16 protein-coding genes and 2 pseudogenes are annotated in these 20,534 nt (G+C 58.8%); 16 read left to right on the top strand and 2 right to left on the bottom strand.

All coding sequences use genetic code 11. The features are described from left to right. Positions 1 to 76: 76 nt before the first annotated feature. The 13 genes and pseudogenes from C1H69_RS08620 (at position 77) to C1H69_RS24105 (ending at position 12,508) form a co-directional block, all read left to right on the top strand. Complete coding sequence (locus C1H69_RS08620; RefSeq protein WP_102651582.1) at positions 77 to 1,648, top strand: transposase; 1,572 nt, start codon at positions 77 to 79, stop codon at positions 1,646 to 1,648. 215 nt (positions 1,649 to 1,863) lie between these two features. Next, positions 1,864 to 2,283: a VOC family protein gene (locus C1H69_RS08615; protein ID WP_102652998.1), complete on the top strand. Its 420-nt coding sequence runs from the start codon at positions 1,864 to 1,866 to the stop codon at positions 2,281 to 2,283. Positions 2,284 to 2,329: 46 nt separating this feature from the next. After that, a complete protein-coding gene (locus C1H69_RS08610) occupies positions 2,330 to 2,632 on the top strand; it encodes a type II toxin-antitoxin system RelE/ParE family toxin (RefSeq protein ID WP_240609885.1) in 303 nt (100 codons plus the stop codon). 14 nt (positions 2,633 to 2,646) lie between these two features. Then, positions 2,647 to 2,961, top strand: coding sequence for a HigA family addiction module antitoxin (locus C1H69_RS08605; RefSeq protein WP_102652999.1), 315 nt, complete (start codon positions 2,647 to 2,649; stop codon positions 2,959 to 2,961). A gap of 84 nt (positions 2,962 to 3,045) precedes the next feature. Then, on the top strand, positions 3,046 to 3,606 hold the full coding sequence (locus C1H69_RS08600) for a hypothetical protein (RefSeq protein ID WP_102652997.1): 561 nt from the start codon (positions 3,046 to 3,048) through the stop codon (positions 3,604 to 3,606). A gap of 85 nt (positions 3,607 to 3,691) precedes the next feature. Beyond that, entirely contained in the window at positions 3,692 to 4,285 is a 594-nt protein-coding gene (locus tag C1H69_RS08595; RefSeq protein WP_102652996.1) for a class I SAM-dependent methyltransferase, read from the top strand. Positions 4,286 to 4,372: 87 nt separating this feature from the next. After that, positions 4,373 to 5,374 carry a class I SAM-dependent methyltransferase gene (locus C1H69_RS08590; protein WP_102652995.1) on the top strand — a complete coding sequence of 334 codons (1,002 nt, stop codon included), beginning with the start codon at positions 4,373 to 4,375 and terminating at the stop codon, positions 5,372 to 5,374. Positions 5,375 to 5,451: 77 nt separating this feature from the next. Continuing rightward, complete coding sequence (locus C1H69_RS08585) at positions 5,452 to 6,354, top strand: macrolide 2'-phosphotransferase (protein WP_102652994.1); 903 nt, start codon at positions 5,452 to 5,454, stop codon at positions 6,352 to 6,354. 59 nt (positions 6,355 to 6,413) lie between these two features. Continuing rightward, a complete protein-coding gene (locus C1H69_RS24580; protein ID WP_102652993.1) occupies positions 6,414 to 6,830 on the top strand; it encodes a PH domain-containing protein in 417 nt (138 codons plus the stop codon). A 581-nt stretch (positions 6,831 to 7,411) separates the two neighbouring features. Further along, on the top strand, positions 7,412 to 10,579 hold the full coding sequence (locus tag C1H69_RS24400) for an ATP-binding protein (RefSeq protein WP_102652992.1): 3,168 nt from the start codon (positions 7,412 to 7,414) through the stop codon (positions 10,577 to 10,579). 298 nt (positions 10,580 to 10,877) lie between these two features. Further along, positions 10,878 to 11,312, top strand: a pseudogene (locus C1H69_RS08565) (ISAs1 family transposase); the annotation flags it as partial. A gap of 244 nt (positions 11,313 to 11,556) precedes the next feature. Next, a complete protein-coding gene (locus C1H69_RS08560; RefSeq protein WP_102652990.1) occupies positions 11,557 to 11,994 on the top strand; it encodes a VapA/VapB family virulence-associated protein in 438 nt (145 codons plus the stop codon). Positions 11,995 to 12,145: 151 nt separating this feature from the next. Further along, on the top strand, positions 12,146 to 12,508 hold the full coding sequence (locus tag C1H69_RS24105; RefSeq protein ID WP_240609884.1) for a hypothetical protein: 363 nt from the start codon (positions 12,146 to 12,148) through the stop codon (positions 12,506 to 12,508). 372 nt (positions 12,509 to 12,880) lie between these two features. Here the strand turns inward: C1H69_RS24105 and C1H69_RS08550 are convergent. Further along, positions 12,881 to 13,060: pseudogene (locus C1H69_RS08550) on the bottom strand (hydroxymethylglutaryl-CoA lyase); the annotation flags it as partial. Positions 13,061 to 13,228: 168 nt separating this feature from the next. Between C1H69_RS08550 and tssI the strand changes: the two are divergent. The 3 genes from tssI to C1H69_RS23250 are packed head-to-tail and all read left to right on the top strand — an operon-like array spanning position 13,229 to position 19,490. Continuing rightward, on the top strand, positions 13,229 to 15,403 hold the full coding sequence (tssI, locus tag C1H69_RS08545) for a type VI secretion system tip protein TssI/VgrG (RefSeq protein WP_102652989.1): 2,175 nt from the start codon (positions 13,229 to 13,231) through the stop codon (positions 15,401 to 15,403). Continuing rightward, positions 15,400 to 18,795 carry a toxin VasX gene (locus C1H69_RS08540; RefSeq protein WP_102652988.1) on the top strand — a complete coding sequence of 1,132 codons (3,396 nt, stop codon included), beginning with the start codon at positions 15,400 to 15,402 and terminating at the stop codon, positions 18,793 to 18,795. The genes tssI and C1H69_RS08540 overlap by 4 nt, the downstream gene beginning before the upstream one ends. Next, positions 18,792 to 19,490 carry a hypothetical protein gene (locus C1H69_RS23250; RefSeq protein ID WP_133154961.1) on the top strand — a complete coding sequence of 233 codons (699 nt, stop codon included), beginning with the start codon at positions 18,792 to 18,794 and terminating at the stop codon, positions 19,488 to 19,490. The genes C1H69_RS08540 and C1H69_RS23250 overlap by 4 nt, the downstream gene beginning before the upstream one ends. Here C1H69_RS23250 and C1H69_RS08535 read toward each other — a convergent pair. Continuing rightward, a protein-coding gene (locus tag C1H69_RS08535; protein ID WP_102652987.1) for an IS630 family transposase occupies positions 19,433 to 20,471 on the bottom strand; the annotation gives its coding sequence in 2 pieces (ribosomal slippage) (positions 19,433 to 20,083 and positions 20,085 to 20,471; 1,038 coding nt in all). The two genes, C1H69_RS23250 and C1H69_RS08535, sit on opposite strands and share 58 nt — an antisense overlap. Between the last annotated feature and the right edge of the window lie 63 nt (positions 20,472 to 20,534).

The raw sequence follows: 20,534 nt of genomic DNA, 5'->3' as shown, positions 1-20,534 counted from the left end.
GCGTTGAGGCTGTAGAAAAAGCCCGCAGCCCACGCCGTTTTGGTAGGATCAGGAAAACAGCCGAGGAGTGGTCAACATGCCCCGCTTCAAGCCCTACAACCATGATCAGAGCGCCATGGTAGTGCTCAACTACCAGGACCAGCTTCAGCCCGGCACTTTCGAGCACGCCGTCCACTACCTGATCGAACACAAGCTGGACCTGTCGGTTTTCCATCCCCAGTACCGCAACCACGATACGGGCCGGCTGGCCTATGCCCCCGCCATCCTGCTGAAGATCATCCTGTTCGCCTATTCCAAGGGAATCACCTCCAGCCGCGAGATGCAGTGGTGCTGCGAAACCAACATCATCTTCAAGGCGTTGTCCTGCGATACCGTCCCCCACTTCACCACCTTGGCGAAGTTCGTCAGCAGCCACACCGAGGAGATTGAAGCCCTCTTTGAGCAGGTGCTGCTGGTGTGCCATGAGCAAGGCCTGCTGGGCAACGAACTCTTTGCCATTGACGGCTGCAAGATGCCCTCGGATGCCTCGAAGGGGTGGTCTGGCACCTTCAAGGAGCTGGGCGAGAAGCGGGAGAAGCTGCGACGTCTGATTCGTCATCACCTGCTGGAACACTACGCGCGGGATGAAGCCGAGACGGAAGCCGAGCTTGATCGGGATATTCGTCGGGCCAAGACGATCCTCTCGCTAGATGCTGCCATGAACAAAGTCGACCGCTTCCTAAAGACGCACAGCCCAAGGATGGGCCGGGGGAAGCGGAGCAAGGAAGTGAAGAGCAACATCACGGATAACCAAAGCGCCAAGATGACCACCAGCAAGGGCACGATCCAGGGCTACAACGGCGTGGCCACGGTGGACAAGAAGCACCAAATCATCATCGATGCCCAGGCGTTTGGAGAGGGACAGGAACACCACACGCTGCAACCGGTACTCGAGAGGGTGAAGGCCCGCTTCAAGAAGCTGGGGATTGCTGACAACATCTACCAGCAAGGCACCGTCGTCACTGCTGATACGGGCTTCGCCAATGAGGCCAATATGAAGTACCTGCACGAACGACAGATCAATGGCTATGTGCCGGATAATCAGTTCCGTAGCCGGGACCCGAGGTTTGCCGAGCAGAAAGACAAGTACGGCAAGCGGCACCAGAACCTGCCAGACAAGGGATGGAAAGCCACCTTTCCGGCCAGTGAATTCCAATTCGACCCGGTCACCCTTAGCTGTATCTGCCCCAATGGGGAATCCCTGACCTACCGGGGGCAACGGGAAGCCGAGAATGGCAAGCTACGAGCACATTTCGAGGGGCGACTGCTGCAATGCCGGCACTGCCCCAAGAAGCACCGCTGCATGCAGAACCCCGCCTCGGCAAATCACCGCAACGGAGCTGGCCGACAAGTCTCCTTTACGATAAAGAGCGACGGACAACCGAGCTACACAGACTGGATGAAGCACCGAGTGGATAGCCAGCAAGGTAAGGAGATATATAGTCACCGAATGTCAGTGGTGGAGCCGGTATTCGGCAACATCGGCACTACGAAACGTTTGAACCGATTCGGGCTTCGTGGCAAGAAGAAGGTACAGGGTCAGTGGCAGTTATACTGCTTGATACATAACATTGAGAAGCTTGCCAATTATGGTCGGTTAGGCACGTGATAAAGGGGTTACAAGGCCTGAAGGTGGCCGCCAAATGCCGGTGATGAGAGCCTTTGGTATCACCAAGGAACCGAAATGGTCAGTTAGGTCCCTTGGTCAAGGAAATTGTCCGCTTGGTGGGCGGCACACAGAATAAGAAGACAGGCGGTGGGAGGGACTCAGAATCGAGTTTTTCTACAGCCTCGTTAGGCCTCATCAAAGACACAGGACTCTCAATGGATATCAAATGCATTGCCGGGTTTGCTGCAATAACAAAGCAGCCAGATGCAAGCGCATCGCTGTATCAAGAAACTCTCGGCTTGCCACTAAAGAGACAAGACGACTATCGCTTCATGGACAAGTTTCCTGGAGCCAATCATTTCGGCGTGTGGCCACTAAAAATGGCCGCGCAGTCTTGCGTTGGGCAGGATGAGTGGCCCTCGCATGTGCCAGAACCAACGGCAACCATTGAGTTTGAGTTGGCTGATACCGCAGCCGTAGAGTCTGCGGTTGAGGAAATGAAAGCCAAAGGTCAAGACTTCATTCACGAGGCTAGGACAGAGCATTGGGGGCAGACGGTGGCAAGGTTCATCAGCCCCGAGGGATTACTGGTCGGCTTAAGCTATGCGCCATGGCTGCATGAGCACGGGGCCTAACTCAGGGGTTATGCAGTCATTTTCAAGCTTTGTTGACGTGCGTCACGTGACACGCTACAATTTGGGCATGATCAAGTCCTTCGCTGACAAACGAACTCAAGAGCTGTACTCCAAGGGCAAGTCAAAGAAGTTTCCTGCGGATGTCGCACCAAGAGCTGCCAGAAAACTTGAATACGTGAATCTGGCCGAACAGCTGGAGGACTTGAAAGTGCCGCCCGGCAATCGCCTTCACCCACTTTCCGGAAATAGGCAGGGGCCGCACGCGATTTCAATAAATGATCAGTGGCGTATCTGTTTTTGTTTTGAAGATGGCGATGCGTATGAGGTCGAAGTGTGTGACTACCACTGAGTGAGGTGATGACTATGGCTATTCCTAATACTGCCGGTATGCAGCGCAAGCCAACTCATCCGGGTGAAATGCTGAGAGAGGATTTCCTGCCGGACTATGGCCTGACGGTTGCGGGGCTGGCTGAGTCTCTGGGTGTCTCTCGCCAGTCAGTTAATGAACTGTTGCGTGAGCGCCGTGCTGTCAGTCCTGAAATGGCACTTCGGCTTGCTCGTTTGTTTGGTAACTCTCCGGAGTTCTGGCTGAATGCGCAGCGATCTGTTGATCTTTGGACGGCAGCTCAGTCGATCAAGGACGAAGTGGATCGTATCAAGCCGCTACATGCTGCATAATCAAGTCATGCACCGGATGCTAAAACCTCTGTTTCGAGCCGGTTTTAGCATCCAGTGATGGCGGGCATTAGGCATGGTGCTGCCATGATGAGATTCCCCAAATTTGCTACCCATTACTATTTGCGCGAGATTGGTCCGTTTCGGAGTCTCTCAGAGCTTCCTGCCGGTTCAGAGGATCCCGTATTCCTAGATCTTCTGACTCGTCATCAGCGTGATCCCGGCTATCGGCGGCGCTACGGCAGGAATTACATTGAAGTCCGACGTGAGGTTGAAACTCGGCTGCGTGAACTCTTCGTTGCGCGAGGGGGTAAGCCGCGTCGCCGCCACCCCTTCTATCTGGTGCTTGGAGAATCTCCCTGGTTTCGTGATCTGAACGCTAACCAAAGTGAGCTGAGAATCCCTCTCTCGCAGCTCGATCCTGACGTGACATCCTTGACCTACCCGGATAGTTTTGTTGCGCTAACCCGAGACGATAAGCCATACTACAATCAAGTATTTCTGCTTAGCGAGGTGAGTGAGCTCGTTACTCGGTTCGGCGTTCCTGAAAATGATCACGTGGTTCCTTACGAGCGATATTGGGAAACTGATTTTGAACTCTATATCGAGGTGCAGCTTTGGGGCATTCCACCCATATTCAACACCTAACAAAACCCAATCAAGTCAGCCCTTCGGATTCGGACGCAGAAAAGCTGTGCCGTGTTGCGAATGTTAAATGCATCGAGAGTCGACCATGAGTGAGCAAGTATACTATGAACGATCATTGGGTGCAGAGGTGTACCCCCATCTCAAGATGGCGCTTGATGTAGTTGATGCTTCGCTGCCCAAGGTGTCGGTGGATGTAGGCTGTGGGGCTGGGCGTGATGCCCTATTCTTGGCTGAGCGTGGTTTTACGGTATACGCATATGACAAAAGCGATGCTGCCATAGCATGCTTAAGTAAAATGGGAGGCAGCTACCTCAACGAAACGCTATTTCCTCAGGTTTGCAGCTTTGAGAAATTTGAGTATCCGGAATCATCCTTGATCAGCGCATGCTCCAGTTTGTTTTTTTGTAATCCGGAGCTGTTCTCTCTCGCTTGGATGAATATTACTCGATCATTGCTGAGTGGGGGCGTCTTTTGTGGCCATTTTATGGGCCTGAACGATTCTTGGGCAAAGATGGAACGCGGTGACCTTACAATTCACACACGCGCCGAGTTAGAAGAGCTTTTTGAATGTGATTTTAATATTATTGATATCTACGAGCATGATTCAGAAGGTGTGACCTTGCTCGGCAGAAAAAAGCACTGGCACACGTACTCTGTCGTTGCTCAGAAAATCAGTTAACCAGCGCAGGCACGGCGACGCCCTTTACATTGCGCCTCCGTCTCCATTCCCAGGGCGCGCATGCTGCAAGTGTTAAAGAGGTAAGACATGACTGACCCCGAACAAGAGATTGTCTCACGGCGCGGCCCCCTGGCTGCGATCATCTTCTATATCGTTTGCATTCTCTTATTTCCGGCGATGGTGATCGGCTACGTATTCTGGGTCGGTAAGCTCTATGCCAAACGCACCTCGGGCGTATCGGGAACAGCCCAAGGGCCGCTATCGGCACGTTGGTTTCAACACCGGCTCGGCGTCCGGTACGACGAGCCCGCGCATCGGTTGCTGATGGTGCTGCCAGGCATTTCGCCGTTCGCGGTGTGGCTCTTGTTTGGCCCGCTGCAGCTTGCCCATCGCCTGAGCGGCTATGTGCCGCCAGCCTTTCGATACCCTTTTGAAGGCGACGTGACGTTTAGCAACCAAGTCTCCGCCCGCCAGACGTTTTATGATGGGGTGGTGGAGCAATACTTGGCTGATATTCCCCAGTTCGTCATCCTGGGTGCGGGCTTCGATACGCGCGCCTATCGATTACCCAAGCAATGGAGTGTGCGGTCCTTTGAAGTAGATACTCCAGAAACGCTAGCGATCAAACAAGAGGCCATGGAAGTTGCCGAAATCGATTCGGCGGGAGTAACGTTCGTGGCTGCAGACTTCGAAAAAGAAGACTGGTTCAACCGCCTCGTGGAGGCGGGTTTCGATGCTGACAAACCCTCCCTCTTTTTGTGGGAGGGTGTAACCCCATACCTAGACCGGGCAGCCGTTGAAGACACACTGCGCAAGATCGCTGGCTGTGCACGGGGCAGCGTCATTGCGTTCGACTATTTCACGACCGAGGTGCTCGAGTCGCAATCGTTGCATCTGCGTGTGGTGAGAGCGTCGCTCCAGGCGGGCGGAGAGCCGCTGAAGTTCGGTATTGATAGCACTCCGCCAACAAGCGATCATCTGGCTGAATTACTGCAGTCGTGCGGTCTCACTCTCCGCGAGCAGCACATACTCGGGAAAGAGACGGCAGGGAAACGTGCTTTGGGTGGCTACGCCATTGCCGTTGTATGAACTGAGCGTCAGCAGCCAAGCCCCTATGCCGATGGTGACTGTGGCTCAGCGTGCCCATCCAGTTTCGGAGTTGGCTGATGACAAAAGATACCGCCAGGCTCGTCGCCGATACGCTGGCTCTAGCGGCCCGGCACGGCTTGCATTTGGCGGGCGATGTTACCTTCAACGAGACGGGGCTCGATTTTCGGGTCGGGTTTGCAACGGACACGACGGGACGGCGCTGGGTTCTCCGAATTCCCCGCCGCGACGACGTGCAGCCCAAGATCGAACGCGAGGCACGAATCCTGGATTTCGTGAAGCATCGGCTTCCGGTAGAGGTTCCGGATTGGCAGGTGCTTGGTCCTGGTCTGGTGGCTTATCCCATGCTGGCGGACCCCATGGCGCTCGTCTTCGATGCCGAGACCCACACCGTTACCTGGAACATCGATCCGGAAGCTGAAACCTATGTGGTGAGCCTCGCCGAGGTGCTTGTGGCTTTGCACGCGTCACCGGTAGCGGAGGCGGTGGCGGCCGGCATTCCTGACGCTTCTCCGGAGGAAGCTCGAGTCAAGGTCCACCAGGATCTGGAAAGCGTGAAACGAGAGATCGGCATCGGCCGGGAGCTGGAAGAGCGATGCCGGCGCTGGCTGGATAACGACAAACTTTGGCCCGACTTCTCCGTCCTCACTCATGGCGACCTCTATGTCGGGCATGTCACCGCTGCGGCCGACGCGCGCGTCAGCGGCGTGATCGACTGGACGGAGGCGGAGATCAGCGATCCGTCAATCGACTTCTCCGGCCACCTTTCGGCCTTCAGTCCGGAGAGCCTGGAGCGGCTGGTCGCCGCCTACGAACTCGCTGGCGGCCGCACTTGGCCCGCCATGGTGGAGCATATCAAGGAGAGGCACGCCGCTTCGCCGATCAAATACGGGGTCTTTGCGATCGTCACGGGCATCGAGCAGCACCTCGCGGCGGCCAAGGCCCAGCTTGGGGTAGGGTAGGCGGCTGAATGGGCCGAACGGCGGTGCCGGCCACCATGATCGTTAAGTAGAGGACAGTAATGGAGAAAATATACACTTCAAAGATCGATGCATGGTTAGGCGTCGTTCTGATCGGGGCAGTAATTGCATGCATATTCGCATTCTTGTTGTCTCTTCGATCAGGGAATACGGCTGCTACATTGGTCACTTTACCTGTTCTCATTATTGGAGCAGGGCTACCTTTGTGGCTTATGATGAATACGAGTTATACTCTGGGTGATACCACCTTGTCAGTGAGAAGTGGACCGTTCAGGTGGTCGGTCCCAATCAAGGACATTACGGGAATCACGTCAACATCAAGCCCATTGTCTAGCCCAGCGCTTTCTCTCGATAGATTGCGTATAGCTTATGGTCGGCGCCGGTCAATAATGATTTCACCAAAGCTCAAAGATCAATTTATTAAAGAATTGGAAGCGCGGCGTATGCAAAACGGCTAACCATCAATCATGTCGCCACCAGGCTGGCTGGGGCGTTGGGCGGCGCTTGCGATGGGAGAGTGCCCCATTGTTTGGACGCCAGGAGAATGACAGCACATAGCCAGGCCACGCGCCGGATGCCAACATCTCCGCTCCGCTGCGGTTTGTCACCGGTGATGGCGGGCGTTGAACAGTTAAATTTCAATCAGAGATAGTGAATGAATTGGTTTAAGGTATACAAGGATTATTTTCATGGAAAAGGATGTTTGGCCTATAAATCTGAAGAGACACAGAGGATGTTTTTAAACGGGATCATTAAGCTGTCTGAAAAATGTTTTTGGGCTCCAATAGCATCACTGATTGCCCTATCTATAAAGTCTTCTGCTGAAGCATATGGTGTATTGTTTCTAACATCTATTCTCTTTGTCTTGGGTATGGTTATGCGTCACTATGCCCTAAAGGAAATTGACCATATAAATGTCCGTAAATCCGAGAGAGAAAAAATTAACAAGTTTAGGCACCGGACAGCAAGCTGCCGCTGCTAAAGGGGGTTGCCAACCTATCCCTCTCATGCCCCAACCACCCGGCAAAGGAAGCCAACAGTGATCATCCCCCAAGACGGGCGCTTGCGGTTGGATCGCAAGCGCTTGAAGCAGCATCGCAAGCGGCTGGGCCTGAGTCAGGAGGCGCTGGCCGAGTACTGTTTTGATCGGCGCTTGTGCGTCTCCATCGCTTCGATCAAGCGGGCCGAGAGTGGCAAGGCGGTGCTGTATCGTACCGCTCGCCATCTGGCCGAGATCTACGAGGTCGAGGTCGAGGAGCTATCGGCGGAGGCCGAGGAGGCTGCCGCTGTCGCTTCCGATATCGAGGAGATGGAGAGCGCCCGTGTGCTGATCCAACTGCATGCCGTGGCGGCCGATCCATCAGCGCTGGCGAGTTGGGTGCAGCATTTCGGCGGCAGTCTGGCGGAAGGGGGTACGGCGTTGTTCGGGCTGCCTCGGGCTTACCGCAGCGATGCGCAGCGTGGCCTGTTGTGTGCCGCCACCCTGGTGGAGCAAGGGGTGGCCCGTGGCGTTTATCTTCAGGCTGGCCATTGGCCCACGGCTACGCCGCTTTCGATGTCGGGAGAGCAGAGCGGCGTATGGGTCGAGCGCGGCGTGGCGGTGCAGTTGGCGGAGCGCTTCGTTTTCGATGATGAAGGCGGGGAGTGGCTGCGCTATTGCCAACCCCGGGACGAGGCGCGCGAGGCTCGTTTCGAACTGGTGGGGCGCCGGGTGCAGTTGGGCCAGTTGCAAGCCATCCTCGAGAGCACCCAGGCCTACCAGGCCGGTCACCTGATCTATATCCGCGGCGTGGCGGGCATCGGCAAGACGCGACTCAGCGCCGAGTTTGCGGAGATGGCCGCGGCTCATGCCGATCATCACCAGGCCGAGGTACTGGATTTCGGTACCCGGGCCGATGAAGGCCCGCTGATGCAGCTCGCGCGTTCGCTGCTGCAAACCTCCGCCGAGGCGAAAGCGGAAACGCAGGGGGAGGGGTTAGCCGAGGCGCATCTGCTGGCTCGTCTCTCGGCGCTGCGCCTGCCCATGGATCATGCCATGCTGCTGCGTCCACTGTTGGGGCTGGCTCAGCCGGAGGAGGCGCAGTCGCTCTATGCCGCCATGACCCCGGCGACCCGCAGCCAGCGCTTGGTGCTGGCACTGCGCGACCTGCTCCTGGCGCGCTCCATTCATCGCCCGCAACTGGTGGTGGTGGAGGATCTGCACTGGGCCGACGAGGCGCTGCTGGCCACCCTCACCGGGCTGCTGCAGGAGACCCAGGAAGCGCCGGTGATCTGGCTGTTTACCTCGCGCCTGGAGCAGGATCCGCTGGAGACCCGCCTGCGGCCGCAGCTGCCCGAGCTGCCGCTCACCCTGATCGAGCTGCCGCCGCTGCGCCCCCAGGAGGCCGAGGCATTAGTGGCCAGCTACGGCACGGTGCCCGCCGAGCACGCCGCCCGCTGCGTGACCCAGGCCCAGGGCAACCCGCTGTTCCTGACCCAACTGCTGCTGTTTCATCCTCATCGCAGCCTGCCGGCCAGCCTCGCCAATCTGGTACAGAGCAAGCTGGATCAGCTCACCGATCTGGATCGTCGTGCCATGTGCATCGCCGCGGTGATGGGGCAGCGCTTCTCCCTGGCCTCGCTGCAGGAGGTGCTGGGGCAGGCCAACTATCAGCCCGAACTCCCCCAGCGCTACAGCCTGGTGCGCCCGCTGGGGGAGGGCAGCTACCGCTTCGTGCACGACCTGATCCTGCAAGGGATCTACGAAGGGATTCCCAAGGTACAGCGCGACCGCCTACACCTGCGCCTGGCCGCGCTCTATGGCGAGGCGGAACCGGGGCTGCGGGCGCGCCACCTTCACCGGGCGCGCTCCCTGGAGGCGCCGAATACCTTCCTGCAGGCGGTGGCGGCGGAAATGGCCCGCTACCGGCACGAGGAAGCCATGGCGCTGCTGAAGCAGTGCCGCTCCATCGACTATGCGCCGAAGGATGAGTACCGGCTGATGCTGCTGCAGGGCCAGGTGGCGATGGCCACCGGGCGTATTCAGGCGGCGCGGGAGCACTTCGAGGTGGCGCGTACCTTCGCCCGGGAGGAACGGCAGCGCATCAGTGCCGACCTCTGGCTGGCCCGGGTACTGAACATGCTCGATGCGCTGGAGGCGGAGGAGGCGATTCTCGACGGCCTGCTGCCCCTGGCCGAAGCACTGGAGGATCCCTTGCCCCTGGCCGAGGCACTCTATCTCAAGGGCAATCTCTATTTTCCCCGGGGCGACTTTGCCACCAGCCGTGCCTATCACACCCGCGCCCTGGAGCAGGCCCGCCGTGGCGGCGACGTGCGCACCGAGATCCAGGCCCTGAGCGGGCTTGGCGATGCCCACTATGCCGAGGGGCAGATGCGCAGCACTCTCGAGCTGTTCGACCACTGCGTAACGCTGTGCCGAACCCATGGTCACGCCGACCTGGAGGCCTCCAATCTGTTCATGCTGGGTACGGCGCGCATCTATGCCAACGAGACCGAGGCGGCACTGGCCGATTGCTTCGATGCCGCCGAGCTGGGCAAGCGGGTCGGTAACCGGCGTGCCGAGGTGGTGGCACGGCTCACGGCGGGGTGGATTCTGATCTCCCAGGGCGAGCCACAAGCGGCGGACGAGCAGGTCGAACAGGCGCTGACGGTAGCCCGCGGCCTGGGTTCGGGGCGCTTCGAGGCGTTTCTGCTGGAGAGCCGTGCCCGGGTCGAGCTGATCACGGGACGGCTGGCCGAGGCGCGAGCCAGCATCGAGCGCGCCTGGCAGTTGGTCAAACAGCATGGGCTGAAGGCCTTCATCGGTCCCTGGGTGCTGGGCACCCGGGCGCTGCTGGAAGAGGACCCCGAGACACGCCTGGCGACCCTGCAACAGGGCGAAGCATTGCTGGACGCGGGTTGCGTGGGGCACAACGGCTATCGCTTCCTGATCGCGGCGGCGGAGGTCAGCCTGCTCGACCGGCGCCCCGAGGCGGCCCGCCACTATGCCCAGCGCCTGACCCAACTGATGGCGGCGGAGCCCTGTGCCTGGGGCGAGCACCACTGCGCCCTGATCAAGGCCCACGCCGACTGGCTGGAGGGCGGCGGCGAGCATGACCAGGAGAGCGCCGAGACGAGCGCTCTGAAGACCTTACGAGCGTGCTGGCACCAGGGTGAAGCCGCTGGCCTGCAGATGACGCTGCCTCGCCTGGCTGTCAGCCGGCGCTAACCGCAAGGGATCGGTCCGACGCTCGGGTGCTGCCAGCAGCAGGGCGACGAGATGCGCCGATTGTTCCAGGCACTGCTCCTGCAGGCCGGCACCGCGAGTCCAGCCGCCGGCGAACAGCAGCGGGCAACCTTCTTGCCGGCCCTCGAGGCGCCGCCGAGCCGTGGCTTGGTTATAGCGCTCTATCTCCGCTTGCGCTTCCCAGGGAAACGCATGAAAAACCGCTCTACGACGGCCTTCGTGGCGCTTTACCAGTAGGAGCTAATGTAGTCATCTAACGGCTTTTTCTCATGGATGACTCATGCTGACACCGTCCCTTATGCACCATTTATCGATCGTTCCCGATTTCCGCCAGGCCTGGAAAGTGCAGCACCAGCTGTCGGATATCCTGTTTCTGACCGTCTGCGCGGTGATTTGTGGGGCTGAGGGTTGGGACGAGATCGAGGATTTTGGCCACGCAAAGCTCGTTTTTCTTCGCCAGTACGGTGATTTTGAGTCTGGTATACCCAGCCATGACACCTTGGCCAGGGTGATGGCCCTGGTAAATGCCGAGCAGCTGAAAAGCTCGTTTGCCGAGTGGATGAAGGCCTGCCATGACGTCACTGATGGCGCGGTGGTGGCCATTGATGGCAAGACGCTGCGTGGGTCGTACTGCTGCGGCAAGGGCAAAGGAGCGATACACATGGTCAGTGCCTTCAGTGCGGCGAATGGCGTGGTACTGGGCCAGGTCAAGACAGCGGAGATGGTGCCCCTCAGTCGTTGTTTTCCTATAGAATCCAACAAGAGCACGACGCGGCCAAGGGGGCGAGATGCGGTGATACCGAAGTGATCCGTTGCGCTTCGTGGCGCCGTTTCCAGCGCTCGCGGTGATACCAAGCTGATGCGGCCGGTATGAGAGTTCTGAACTGGAATGACTAGGGCAGTAAGCCGCGGCCGGATTCCGGCCGCCGATTCCAGGACAACGCACGAGGTATCACTCCATGAACGCTCCGCAAACCATCGACAAGCAGCTGATCGCCCACGACTTCCGTGTCGCCATGCATGGCAAGCTCGAGCCCGAGAAGATCGAGGAGGCCACCGCGGCACTGGTCGCCTCCGAAAAGGCCTACGCCGCCAACGGCAGCGTGGCCAGCCTGATCTTCTATCTCAAGTTCCAGGTCAACATCACCGATGGCAAGACCTTCGACGGCGATGCCGGAGGCGCCTCCTCGCCGGGCGGCGGTGCCCTGTTCGGGCACGTCTACACCGACGATCTCGACCGGCTCTACCGCGATACCGTGAGCTTCGAGTTCCAGGCCACACCGGTCTACCTGAGCATCCTGTACTTTGACAGCCACAGCAAACTGTTGGGCCACTTCCAGTCGGGGGCCGTCTCCATCGTCACCGGCATCGGCGGTGGCAAAGGCAAGTGGCAGTGAGTTGAGAAATTGGACTTCTGTTGCCTATTCCCCGGGGGCGCTTCGGTGCCCCCGGACCATGAGAATTCCTTTAGCAACTGCACGCCGCCCTTGCCGCCGGGGCATGGGGCGCTTGGCAGGTGCTGATTCCATTTATCCCATTGAGATAAGCATGACACATGACTACCGTTGGCTTTACGACACCGTACGCAAGCGTTTTGAATCTGACGAGGCGATGGAGGCCTTCCTGCCCGAAGCGCTGACTCCTGATGAGTTGAAGCAGAAGGGGGATGATCGCTACCTTTCTGCGATGAGCCAGCGGGTATTTCAGGCCGGCATGCAACATTCTATGGTCGACGCCAAGTGGCCTGCCTTTGAAGAAGCCTTCTGGGGTTTTGTACCCCTAAAAACGCCCAATTCATTCTGGATATTCGCCAGGAGCTGGGCTGCAGCTTCGGTGAGTTTATCGCCAGCTTGCCGAGTGCCGACATCATCGACTTGTGGCATTTACTGGCCAAACGCGGCGCTCGCCTAGGCGGACGCTCGGCTGCTGGATTTTTACGTTTTGTCGGAAAGGATACGTTTTTATTGACCAGCGACGTGGTTGCACGCCTGATGGCCGCCGGCATTATTGACCGGGACCCAACGAGTCATGCAAGTCGTACAGGACGCCTTCAATGAGTTGAAGCAGGAGTCAGGAAGGCCATTGTGTCATCTATCGGCCATGCTGTCGCTGAGTATCAATCCCAGGTTTTAACGCCTGCTGGCGGATCGTTGTTCTGAGAATCTTGAGGCCGCCGGTTGTGAGTGGCTACCAGTCGTAATCACGACGCAGAAGTCGGCGAGAAACCACCAAGCCCCTGAGCCAACCACCTGGCTCAGGGGCTTGGTGGTTTCTACCACGCAATTACTTCGCCGCCAACGCCACCCCCACCTTCGACCGATTCGGTCGGCCGATGGTCTGTGTGATCCAGGTGCCGGTTTCGGCGAGCTTGTCGAGGTCGACGCCTGTTTTGATGCCGAGGCCTTTGAGCAGGTAGTCCACGTCTTCACTCGCTATGTTGCCGGAGGCGCCCTTGGCGTAGGGCAGCCGCCGAGGACGAGGAGGCTCAGTCTCCTTTGTAAGATATTTCCTACGCGTCTATCGGCGAAGCACCACAGATACTCGATTCTGCGATTGGTATGATTTTCGCGCGTAAAACCGCGAATACTCCAACGATCAATAAAACGATAGTTTCAGCCGCAGGGAGGCGACATGGCTCAGGCCACTGGTTTGCAATTCACTCTCTTATTGTCCGGAACCGAGGACCTTGCGGTCATCGAGTTCACACACCGTGAATGGCTCTCCGCTCCCTTTGAGCTCTCGGTACGCTTCGCCAGCCGCGATGGTAGCCTCTCCGCTACCGGCATTCTCGACCGCGAGGCTACCCTGAGCATCTGGCAGGACGGCGAGGCATTGCGCCATGTTCATGGCATTGTCAGCGAGTTCGGCCGCGGCGACCGCGGCCACCGCCACACCTTCTACCGAGTCGAGATCCGCCCCGCCTTGTGGCGCCTTGGGCTGCGCCAGAACTCGCGCATCTTCCAGGACGTCTCGCCGCTCACCGTGCTCAACACCCTGTGCGACGAGCACGGCCTGACCGATCATGCCTTCGCCGCCACCCGTGAACCCGAGCCTCGAGAATATTGCGTGCAGTACCGTGAGGACGATCTCGCCTTCGTCGAACGCCTGGCCGCCGAAGAGGGGCTTTTCTATTTTCACGAGTTCTTCGAAACAGGCTTCGAGAGCGGCAGCGATACTCCGAGTGCCGCTCACCGCCTGGTGTTCGCCGATGCCCCCCAGGTGCTCGCCCACCTGGGCGAGCGCAGCTACCACGGTCGCGCCGGGGGAACGCCACCGGCGCGTCACGTACGCAAGCTTCGGCAGCATGCCCGCGTCGCCTCGGCCGCGGCCACGCTCAAGGACTACTCCTTCAAGCAACCGGCCTACGGGCAGTCGCATAGCCACTTTGTCGACGGCCTCGAGGCCCATGGCCAGCGTGGCGTCGTTGATACAGGGTACGAGCACTACGACTACCCCGGCCGCTACAAGGCCGACACCTCGGGCCAGGCCTTCACCCGCATTCGCCTCGAAGCGCTGCGCCAGAGCGCCAACACCGCCGACGCCGAGAGCGACCTGCCCGAACTCGCCCCGGGCACCTGTTTCACCCTGACCGACCACGACCTCGACGACCTCAACCGCGACTGGCAGGTACTCGGCGTGGTCCACCACGGCACGCAGCCCCAGGCCCTGGAAGAGGGCGGTTTCGTTCAGGATCAAGCAGATGGCGACGATGGCAGCGGCATGACCCGCTACCACAACGAACTCGTCCTCATGCCCGCCGACCTGACCTGGCGCCCCATGCCCGACCCCAAGCCTCGCGTCGACGGCCCTCAGATTGCCTTCGTCGTGGGCCCCGCGGGCGAAGAGGTTCACTGCGACCAACACGGTCGGGTCAAGGTGCAGTTCCCCTGGGATCGCTACGCCGAGCCTAATGAAACGGCAAGCGCCTGGCTCAGAGTTAGCCAGGACTGGGCCGGAGGCGGCTACGGCAGCATGACGATCCCCCGGATCGGGCATGAAGTGATCGTCAGCTACCTGGAAGGCGATCCCGATCAGCCGCTGATCACCGGGCGGGTCTACAACGCCATCAATACGCCGCCCTACGAACTCCCGGCTCACAAGACCCGCACCGTGATCCGCACCCAGAGCCACCAGGGCGAAGGCTTCAATGAACTGCGCTTCGAGGACGAAGCCGAGGGTGAGCAGATCTGGCTGCACGCCCAGAAAGACCTGGAATTGCTGACGAACAACGACCGCACCGAAGCGATCGGCAACGACAGCCACCTCACGGTGAACCGCCACCGCATCAGCGAGATCCACGCCGACGACCACCTCACTGTGCACGGCCAGCGCCACACCCAGATCGACGGCGACGACCACCTCATCGTCGGCGCCACCCGCCACGAAAAGACCGCCCGCGCCCAGCTCGTCGAGGCGGGCCAGGAAGTGCATCACAAGGCCGGCAGCAAGACCGTGATCGATGCTGGCGCCGAGATCACCCTCAAGGCTGGCGGCAGCTTCCTCAAGCTCGACCCCAGCGGCATCACCATCGTCGGCGCTCAGGTCAAGATCAACTCCGGCGGCAGCCCCGGCTCGGGGAGCGGGCAGGGGGCTCAGGCGCCTGAACTGCCCCGGCATGCCGAGGGAGAGGAACATTCCCGTATCGCCTCCTCTGGCCATGGGCCCAGCCAGCAGGCACAACGAGTCGAGGCCGAAGGGCTGGGCGAACGGGAGTTTCTCGTTGACGTTACCAGCGGTCGACAGGACGGTCAGCAGGTTCGTCTACGCAAGGGGTGGGGCCGGACGGATGAGGGACAAAACGGATGAGCGAAGGCGATCTAAAGGCACTGCAGGACGAAGATATTGACCTGGGCGTACGGCGGCGGGTCGAGTACGAAGATGACGAAGACGGCACCCTGGCACTGGTGATTCCCAAGCGTGAAGGTGGTGGTGAGATTGAAATACCCCTCGTGGAGCACGCCAGAACCGTCTTTGAGCGCACTGATGGGAGCCTGCAGGACAACACCCTGCTAGCCGTTCGCCCCTTGGCGGAAGTGGGCCGCCATCGTCCCGTTCAACAACGTGGCGTCACGACCCATACCGGCATTGCCACCGCCATGCTGCGCCCAGGCTACTTATATGTGTTCTTCGACAACCGCTTGTGGCGTGAGCTTGAGATAGGCCCCGACGGCAAGCTCAGTGATGTGGATCTCACCCACTATCGTGAGCAGGCTGAGGGAGGCAATATCCCCAACGAGCGCGACAGCGAAGGCGAATGGCTCGATGACATCCTGCTACCCGCCATGCTGCAGGGACAGGCCACCCTGCACCGAGTACGCCTCGCCTACAGTGAAATTGCCTGGAGCTGGCCCTACATCGCATGGCTTGAAAACAACGTCAGTCGGCTTGAGACTCGCACCACGGCCGTAGGGCATGCCCATGCCGTGATTCTCGACATGGAAGGCCGACTCTCCATGCAGACCGGCTTTCCCGCCGGGAGCCTGAGCGAACAACCGGCACTGCGCGAACGCGATCTCGGCATCGAACTGATGCTGGAAGCCCCTGATGCTTTCACCGCCGACTTTACCTCTCCAGCGAACAGTGAACTATGCAGTAAACTTAAAGCGCTATGGGAGCAAGCCGGTGAAACCGACCGAGCCGCTACCCTGGCACTGGCGTGCGATACGGGTAACGACCTGCTGGACAATATCCGCGACAACCCTGGCATCGTTGCCGTCGCCCTGCCCGATCCACTGTTCACGCTGCGCCACGCCCTGGCCCAAATCCACCTCGCCCAGCACTACCTGGATGGGCTCGACAGTGTGCTGGCTGATAATCCCCTGGGGCATTCGGCCAAGCTGATTCGTCAGGCGCTTTACGCCGAGCCAAGGGAAGGTGAGCCGAATCCGCTGGCCGAGTTCCGCAGTGCCATCGACGCAGCCAAACTTGACACCACCTTGCAGCAAGCCGAGCGGGACGCCGCGATTACTGTGCTGCGCACCTCGCTCGACACCCTCCAGCGGCTGGCCAGCCAGGGCCAGCTCACCGCCATACTGCGCGACTTCACCAGCCACCATCAATTGGGCATCTGCGAAGGTTACGCTCTGTGTGGTGACCTTTACGGCGTACTGCAACAGCTCCCCGGTGTGCTACAAGACCAGGGTGACGCCCGCCAGGAAGCACGTACCCGGCAACTGCTCAAAACGCTGCTGACGGATCGTGAATGGCAAGCGCTATGGAGTGCCGACGAGAGCGAAGCCACTCAAGCGCCCGTTGGCGATGAAACCAACGATGGCAGCGGCCATTTCAACCCCACCCTCCTACGCCAGCTGGCTGAGAATGACAGCGACCTTGATGATGCCCTGGCGGAAAGCCTGGGACTGGAGACCCTGGGGCTCATTGCCCGGAATCTGGCTGAACAGGAGCAAGATCAATCGAATGCCGTGCTCAGCCTGTCTAATGCCGGCAAGGTGAGCGGCCTGCTGAGCACGGTGCTGGGGCAATGGAGCCAGGCACTACTGCGGGCAGCGGAGCGCGTCAGCGACGATATCGAGGTCATCCACCTGCGTCGCCTCTTCACCGCCATCGGCACCCATGCCAACCTGATGGATGGCAACCTGGGTGGTGAGTTGCAGGTCATGCGGCGTGGTGATGTCGACCTGAACCGCTACACGATCATTGGGGTGCACGGTGATGGCATCGCCTGGGGGCTGACCGACGCTGATCGCTACAGCGGTGCCTTCCAGACCCAGCGGGACTACCTCTATGCCGAACAGATAGACCCCCGTGGGAATTTACGCACCTCGACCAGCCCGAAGCGTATGTCTGCGGAAGTCGACGAAGCCATTCGTCAGGTCGCCGGGCATGTGCTGGTGTTTGTTCTGCCGGTGGGGCACCCAGAAGCCAGCAAGGTTGCTCAGTTGCGCATGGCCAGGGTTGCCGGGCAAGTGAAGGTGATGATGGATGGCCCGGCGGTGTCGAGGCTGTTGGTGGGGTTTGCGATTTATAATTTGGGTGTGGAAATGACAAGTCTTGGCATGGCCAAGAAGGATGGAGTTGTTGCTCTGCAGTTTATAAAAGTAGCAAGTGCTGGAGTAGATCTGAGTGCGGCCACCATGAAGTTGTACTCAGTTCTGTATCCTAACTCAGAGTCAGCAATAGGCCGATTCGTACAACGGCCTTGGTTTGATGTGAAAAACTGGCCTTTTCTTGGTTCTAGGCTAACCAAGGTTGGGGCTAGTACTATTGCTCGAACGCTGAGTTTGGCTAATTTCTTCGCTGGTGTAATGGTGGTGGGCGTCAGCAGTTGGGAGCTACGCAATAGCTTGCAGCAGGGAGATCGTGATGCAGTCATCGGCCATAGTGTTGCGATTGCCGGTGGGATGCTGTTTCTCACTGCTCCTCTGATGGCGGGGCTGGTGATGATTCCCGGCTGGGGTTGGGCGTTGCTCGGCCTGGGGCTGGCCATCGGTGGGACCAGCTACGCCGCCATGAATCAGGCTACCCCCTTTGAACAACTGCTTAGGCAGGGCCCCCTGGGCACCCACCCTGATAGCGCCATGGCATCCGCCGACGATAGTATTTACTACCCACAACTGTTGACGCAGTTCAGCCCCGTTAATATAGAGGTGGTGCTCTACGGCAGCCTGGAACGTACAGAAAAACAAGCCCTACTGGAAAGCGTATGGGAATCCACAACGGACACCCCCAGCAAGCGCGATTATGTGGTCACTATCAGCACACCGCTGATCAGCCGTTACAAGATTGGGGAAACGTTAAATCTGGCCGTTCAGGAACTGGAGCAGACCGATACCGGCACTATCACCCCGCTTGGCACCTATGAACGGCTCTCGTATATCACCCGAGCGCCGGAGCCATTTGAAATTGGCAAGCGCCAACTGCTGCCACAGCAAAGCGCCGTACGCTTTCTGGTCAAGCGCAAAGTGGCAGAGGAGCGCTTCGAGATGGTGGGCTCTTCTATCACGTCGACTTCCCGGCTGCGCATCGCCCTGCAAGCCAGAATCGAGTGGGAACTGGGAGAAATGGTGCTACCTACCCCGATGTTGAAAGCGTACGAACCTTATGAGGAAGGCCAGCATGATGCGCTGCCGGCCCGGTCGTATCGCACAGTCAACAACCCGATCAGCGATTTTATCAGATCCTTTACCGGGCGATCACAGGACCCACGCTACTGGTATATCAAGGAATTTCGCGTATGAGAGAGGCCAATGCCAGCGACTACAGCCCCGGTGCCTACCGGGGCAATGCCATCCCGCCGCTGCCCGCACCGCCAAGAAAGCGCGAACGGCTGGGTGAGGAGCTGCTGCCCTTTGGCGACTACGCAGACATCAATCCCTACCAGCAACTCAGCGAAGATATGGAGTTAGTTCAACATCTGGAGCAGGAAAACAGGCGTTTCTATGAATCGGATGATTGGTGGTGGGATCATCAGCGCATTTGTTTTCTGAAAAGCCAGCTGGGTTTCTCGGCATTATTATTAGTAGTGCCAGTGTTATATTTTTTTTTCTTGCTGGCGCTATTCGTTGTCCTTGGTCTGACTCTATTGAATTCTTTCCCTGACGGATCTGGTTTCGGACTGATTATTAGTACATTGGTTGTCTTGCTGGGTGTGCCAACATCATTCGTAATCGGGGCATATACTACGCAGCATCTTATGAACGGCATTGTCCGGCTGTGCACTTTCTTGTTGACGCCTTTCCATAAAATACTCTTTCGTCACGCCTACCGCTACATGGAAAACCGTCGTAGTGAGTTCAATCGCCAAACGGGAATGGTGAGTTTTGCCCAGGGCAAGAAAAAGCCGCCGCTGGTTGCTCCGTTTGTCGAGTTCGATGGCTATGTCGAGCGGGTGGTAAGTGGCTTTTCAAAATTAATCGCGTACTCAGATCCGTAGCCACCGAGTAGGCGATCGACCTCGTTGCAGAGCCGATCAAACGAGAGATAGGCACTCAACGGCAACCATGCGTACTTCATCTGCCGCCACAGAATCTCAATCAGATTCAGCTCCGGCGAGTAAGCCGATAGGTAGACCAGGTGTACACGATGCGACATCCACTCCACTATCTTCCGTCTGAAGGCTTTGGAACGATGCATGCTGGCATTGTCGAGCACCACGACGGCGAAGGTATCGGGGTCTTTCTGGGCCACAAACTGGTCAAACGCTTCGATGACCGTCTCGGTGGTCACCGCTTTGGTGGCGGTGTGGTAGATCAGCTTCCCGGCACGGCTGAGGAACCCCAGTACGTTCAGCCTTCGGCTATGAGAGTAAGCGGTCACCTCGCAGGGCTTGCCGATGGGGCTCCATGCATATGGGACCGATGACGATTGTGAGAAGCCCGATTCATCAAAGTAGTAGAGCTCATGTTCCCCTTGGTCTTCACGCTCCTGGAGCGCTTTCAGCAGGCCCTGAGTGTTGCGGAAATCCGTCTCGTCACGCCGCGCCTTGAGGGAGTGCCGAATGCGCTTGAAGCTGAAGTCATTTTTTTTTCAATGCCCGGCGAAGGGTCACCGTGCTGACCGTCTTGCCGGTCTCTTCTTGCAGACGTGCCTGCAAAGATCGAATCTGATGAGGTTGCTCGGCGACCAGCTCCTGCAGCCGCTGGTGATCGCACTCATCCAGGATCGGCGTGCGTCCACTGCGTGGCTTATCGATGAGCCCGTCGAGGCCCGACGTCTCCCACTGTTTGAGCCATCGAGATACGGCATCGCGGCGGACCTGCAGTATCTCACTGATCTGGTCGATGGTATGGCCTTGATCACTCAGCAGGATGGCATGCGCACGCCGACGTGAGGCGCGCTTCTCACCGTGGTGATAGGCGGAGGTCAGCGTCTGCTGCTCAGATTCAGTGAGAGGGGCAACGAAGCGCCTAGCCATGGTTCCATCCGTGTTAGAGATCCTAGCATGGATTCTACACGAAAATTTTTGATCAGGTACTTA

This window comes from Billgrantia endophytica, assembly GCF_002879615.1.
Lineage (GTDB): Bacteria > Pseudomonadota > Gammaproteobacteria > Pseudomonadales > Halomonadaceae > Halomonas > Halomonas endophytica.
Note: the sequence above shows the minus strand (reverse complement) of the source record. Positions and strands in the feature narration are given on the sequence as shown.

Excerpts from the sequence above, each read along its gene's own strand:
- C1H69_RS08595 (WP_102652996.1), top strand. The coding sequence starts at position 3,692 with ATGAGTGAGCAAGTATACTATGAACGATCATTGGGTGCAGAGGTGTAC.
- C1H69_RS08615 (WP_102652998.1), top strand. The coding sequence starts at position 1,864 with ATGGATATCAAATGCATTGCCGGGTTTGCTGCAATAACAAAGCAGCCA.
- C1H69_RS08540 (WP_102652988.1), top strand. The coding sequence starts at position 15,400 with ATGAGCGAAGGCGATCTAAAGGCACTGCAGGACGAAGATATTGACCTG.
- C1H69_RS08605 (WP_102652999.1), top strand. The coding sequence starts at position 2,647 with ATGGCTATTCCTAATACTGCCGGTATGCAGCGCAAGCCAACTCATCCG.
- tssI (WP_102652989.1), top strand. The coding sequence starts at position 13,229 with ATGGCTCAGGCCACTGGTTTGCAATTCACTCTCTTATTGTCCGGAACC.
- C1H69_RS08585 (WP_102652994.1), top strand. The coding sequence starts at position 5,452 with ATGACAAAAGATACCGCCAGGCTCGTCGCCGATACGCTGGCTCTAGCG.
- C1H69_RS24580 (WP_102652993.1), top strand. The coding sequence starts at position 6,414 with ATGGAGAAAATATACACTTCAAAGATCGATGCATGGTTAGGCGTCGTT.
- C1H69_RS23250 (WP_133154961.1), top strand. The coding sequence starts at position 18,792 with ATGAGAGAGGCCAATGCCAGCGACTACAGCCCCGGTGCCTACCGGGGC.
- C1H69_RS24105 (WP_240609884.1), top strand. The coding sequence starts at position 12,146 with ATGACACATGACTACCGTTGGCTTTACGACACCGTACGCAAGCGTTTT.
- C1H69_RS08620 (WP_102651582.1), top strand. The coding sequence starts at position 77 with ATGCCCCGCTTCAAGCCCTACAACCATGATCAGAGCGCCATGGTAGTG.
- C1H69_RS08590 (WP_102652995.1), top strand. The coding sequence starts at position 4,373 with ATGACTGACCCCGAACAAGAGATTGTCTCACGGCGCGGCCCCCTGGCT.
- C1H69_RS08600 (WP_102652997.1), top strand. The coding sequence starts at position 3,046 with ATGATGAGATTCCCCAAATTTGCTACCCATTACTATTTGCGCGAGATT.
- C1H69_RS08560 (WP_102652990.1), top strand. The coding sequence starts at position 11,557 with ATGAACGCTCCGCAAACCATCGACAAGCAGCTGATCGCCCACGACTTC.